The following is a 3,874-nucleotide window of genomic DNA, read 5'->3' as shown; positions in this document are numbered from 1 at the left end:
TTCAAAGCCACTACGAACAGTAACCATCCTTACAACGTATATGACAATCTATTGAAACAAAACTTCCAAGCAACGGCTCCGAATGAAGTATGGATGGCAGATATTACGTACATTTCTACCGATGAAGGCTGGTTGTATTTAGCCAGTATCATGGATTTATATACTCGCAAGATGGTAGGATGGTATATCGATACACGAATGACGAAAGAGTTAGTCATCAAAGCGTTACAACGAGCTCTAAACAGCGAAAAACCAACGGAACGAGTGATTCATCATTCGGATCGTGGGAGCCAATATGCTTCGAATGACTATCAGCAACTTTTACAGGAACATCATTTTCAAGTGAGCATGTCGAGACGTGGGAACTGTTACGACAACGCTTGTATGGAGTCGTTTCATAGCCTAATCAAGAAAGAGTGCATTTATCTGAATCGATTCCGCACGCGGAAAGAAGCGAAACAAGCCATTTTTGAGTACATCGAATGCTTCTACAATCGCAAAAGAATTCATTCAGCTCTTGGCTATGTATCGCCATATGAATTTGAGGCTGCTTACTACGCTAATCAGAGAAAAGTAGCTGCCTAAGTTCAGCTATTTCTCTCTGTTTAACGTGTCCGTTTTCTTGACATAACACCAATATGACTCAATGACTTCAACCACTTCAACATATCTGGGTAACTCTTTTATAAATCCACTACTATCCAAATATCTTGCCTCATTTGTAATTAATTCAAAGAACAAACCATCATACCCTATCCAAATATAGGAGGTGGGACTTGTAAAATCAAACTTCGGTATAGCTACTTGTTCGGGAAAAGTCCACTTACGCAGATCAAAGTTTAAGTTACTGGTAAATGTGATGTAATAAGGAAGCGTTGCAATCGCGAAATTATATGTTTGATCTACTACTGTCCGAAGTTCTTCTATATTTTGAGCTTTTACTTTAAAAATAGGAGAGAAGTTCTTTTTCTTATTTTCTATCTGACCCAATTTCAAAATTTGAAAATCTACCCCATGGAATTTAAGATCTTCATCAAAGTCATCAAATGCTTCAAAATAAATATATGTCGGAAATTCATTTTTTAATGTTAAAAAATTGATTAATAGATCCCTAATATTTTCAATGCTGCTGTCATCTTCATTGTAGAGAGAAACTTGATAAACTCGCTCATTGCCCGCCTCATTTACGAGCTCATAATGAATATTCGGTTCAGGTTTCATCACTTCAATGCTAATTGCAACCATAGTTTATCACCACACTAGCCTATAGGAATAATTTTCTTCATACAAAGTATATCCACTTGGAATAGACCATCTAAATACGTAATGCACTTTAGGATCATTCATATGGTAATGCCATACTTTTATATTTTTCACTTTTCCTTTCTGTCCTATCTTCCTAAGAGGAATCTTATCGTGATAATCAAGGCTGAAGACTCGCTTATTCCCGTTCTTTTTATCTAAAATGACAACAACAGCACTCGAACTTGAAGTAATTCTATAGCGATCTGTTAAGTTTTTAAATAGTTTCAAAGCAAAATTTCTTATCTTTGTCCCTACATATTGAATAGCTTTAGCACCATATTTCCTAATTAAAGGGGTTGCAAACCTTAGTATAGTACCAACTAAAGCGGCAAAAACCGGATTGTTTCCATCTGGATCAACATATATCACCGGGTTATTATTCGCATAAGTATATCCATTTTGAGTGATAGGATTATCCAAATCTCCCAGATACGGATCTCTCGAAAGAAACCTCGCCGTCTCCGGATCATAATACCGCGCTTGCAAGTAGTACAGCTTCGTTTCCCTATCATAATAATATCCTGCATACCCTATCGGCTGTCCAGCAACGGCCGCATTTTCCGAAACCGAAAGCACTTTGCCCCACGGGTCATAGCTGTAATTCGCGACCGTCGCGCCGTTTTCGTCGACAATGCGGATAACATCGCCGCGGTAGTTCGTCACATAGTAGAACGTGTTACCGTTTTGGTTTGTGACCGTGTTTGGGTTTCCATTCGCCCATGTGAACGCCCATACGGTTTGGCCGCTGTCATCTGTGACGCGGATTAAGTCCGAACCGTCATAGTGATAATGGTACGTCACGCCATTCACCGTTTTCGTTTCTCTCAGTCCATCTGGGCGATACGTGAAGCTGGCGACCTCGTTGCCGTTTACGTCTTTGACTGAAAGCAGGCGTCCTTCTCCGTCCCATGTGTATTGGTAGCGGTCGTCCTTAAGGAGGTTCTCGGCGTCATCATACGTAAACACTTTGATTTTTTCAACACGTGCCTGGCCCCCTAATCTAAAACGAAACAACAGATTTCAGGCACGTTTCGCAGTCCCGAAGATGTTCATATTTTTGCCTCATGCGCAGCATGTCGACTCCTTAACTTAAAAAGAGCGATTCCATCATTGAAAATACCCTTTTGGTTTTGATTATTCCAGAATTTATCTAGTAATAAGCTGAATAGTTACAGACGATTTTGTTATTATTCTCAATGTAGGAACACTTAATATTTAAAAAACATGAGTGATTTCGATTTGAGATACAATATCTTTTAATTTTTCTTCACCAATCCACGCATTATCTATAAAATCACTTACGTTTGTATATTCTTGATGATTCAAATTATAGTACTTTGTAAAACAAATACCCACTTGAGTATTCGTTATTGAATAACGTTCATCATTATAGATAAATTCTATATCATGTCCAATTTCTATAAGTTCTATTAATCTTTCTAAACTCATATTTTATCTCCTACCTCCTTCCTTTATTCATTGGTTCTGCTCCTCCTCTTTTAGGCTTTTTTCCGTCCCATTTCCATTTATGTCGATGAGGTCCCAAGGATGGTGTTTCGGATTTCCGTGATCGCTATAATCCATGTCTTTTTTCGCCCTTCCCGCACTATCATAATATCTTCGTTGTATAACTTTTCCTTTCTTATCTCTTAAAGTTAAGCTTCCTTTTTTAGGGCCTCTAAGGGGCAAACTTTTCCCCATGTACAGTCCTGCTCCTATTGCAACACCATCGGCAATAGCTTGTCCTACAACAATAGCGATAGGAATCATCCAAGCAAACTTCCCATCCGGATCCACCAGCATCACCGGATTGTCATTCGCATACGTATACGCATTTTGAGTGATCGGATCGTCTTTGTCTCCCGGATCTCGATCTCTTGAGATAAACCTCGCCGTCTCTGGATCATAATAGCGGGCTTGCAAGTAGTACAGCTTCGTTTCCCTATCATAATAATATCCTGCATATCCTAGCGGTTGTCCAGCCATTGCCGCATTTTCCGAAACCGACAACACTTTGCCCCATGGATCATAGCTGTAATTCGCGACCGTCGCACCATTTCCATCGACCATCCGCACGACATCGCCGCGATAGTTGGTGACGTAGTAGAATGTATCGCCATTCGCATTCGTCACCGTATTCAGTTTCCCGCTCGTGAATGCCCATTGAGTAATGCGAATTAAAACAGATCAGTCATTCAACACGTGCCTGGCGCCCTCTATTCAGCAAACTTTAAAGTTCCTGTTCCTAATGAGAATATATGGACGTTAAATACTTTAGAAAACTCAAATTATTAATTATTTTTACTCTAATACCTATTTTAATAAAATAATATAGATTATCACTGAATCCTTCTATATAAAATAGAATTAAGGAAAATGATAAAAACTGGATTATTTCCAGACCGTTATTGTTAGTTACACTTAAAACATCTGTTTTTCATTACTTTTTACCTCGAAAAGCTTTAACAGAAATATAGACGCAGTAAAGAAGTAGAAACCCAATCGCTATTATCATATTGTAACTATCTGGACTTTTAATAGTATTTATAAATAATTTGGATAATAATTT

At 38.5% G+C, this 3,874-nt stretch carries 5 protein-coding genes; 1 reads left to right on the top strand and 4 read right to left on the bottom strand.

The genetic code is table 11. From position 1 onward, the window contains the following. Positions 1 to 585, top strand: a 585-nt coding sequence (locus B6A27_RS00915) for an IS3 family transposase (RefSeq protein WP_139788027.1), incomplete at its 5' end; no start/stop codon positions are given. Positions 586 to 591: 6 nt separating this feature from the next. On the opposite strand, the gene B6A27_RS00910 is transcribed toward B6A27_RS00915, so the two are convergent. The 4 genes from B6A27_RS00910 to B6A27_RS00895 all read right to left on the bottom strand — a co-directional run bounded on the left by B6A27_RS00910 (position 592) and on the right by B6A27_RS00895 (position 3,447). Then, the gene (locus tag B6A27_RS00910; RefSeq protein WP_080859622.1) at positions 592 to 1,245 is read right to left on the bottom strand and encodes a hypothetical protein; all 654 of its coding nucleotides are present in this window, start codon (positions 1,243 to 1,245) and stop codon (positions 592 to 594) included. A 6-nt stretch (positions 1,246 to 1,251) separates the two neighbouring features. Next, the gene (locus B6A27_RS00905; RefSeq protein WP_161491013.1) at positions 1,252 to 2,319 is read right to left on the bottom strand and encodes an RHS repeat-associated core domain-containing protein; all 1,068 of its coding nucleotides are present in this window, start codon (positions 2,317 to 2,319) and stop codon (positions 1,252 to 1,254) included. 201 nt (positions 2,320 to 2,520) lie between these two features. Further along, entirely contained in the window at positions 2,521 to 2,754 is a 234-nt protein-coding gene (locus B6A27_RS00900; RefSeq protein WP_080859617.1) for a hypothetical protein, read from the bottom strand. A 27-nt stretch (positions 2,755 to 2,781) separates the two neighbouring features. Beyond that, positions 2,782 to 3,447, bottom strand: a complete 666-nt coding sequence (locus tag B6A27_RS00895) for an RHS repeat-associated core domain-containing protein (RefSeq protein ID WP_483294905.1) — start codon at positions 3,445 to 3,447, stop codon at positions 2,782 to 2,784. Between the last annotated feature and the right edge of the window lie 427 nt (positions 3,448 to 3,874).

It is taken from the genome of Anoxybacillus sp. UARK-01, from assembly GCF_002075365.1.
In the GTDB taxonomy this organism is placed as follows: Bacteria; Bacillota; Bacilli; order Bacillales; family Anoxybacillaceae; genus Anoxybacteroides; species Anoxybacteroides rupiense.
This window is presented reverse-complemented; position numbering and strand designations above follow the sequence as displayed.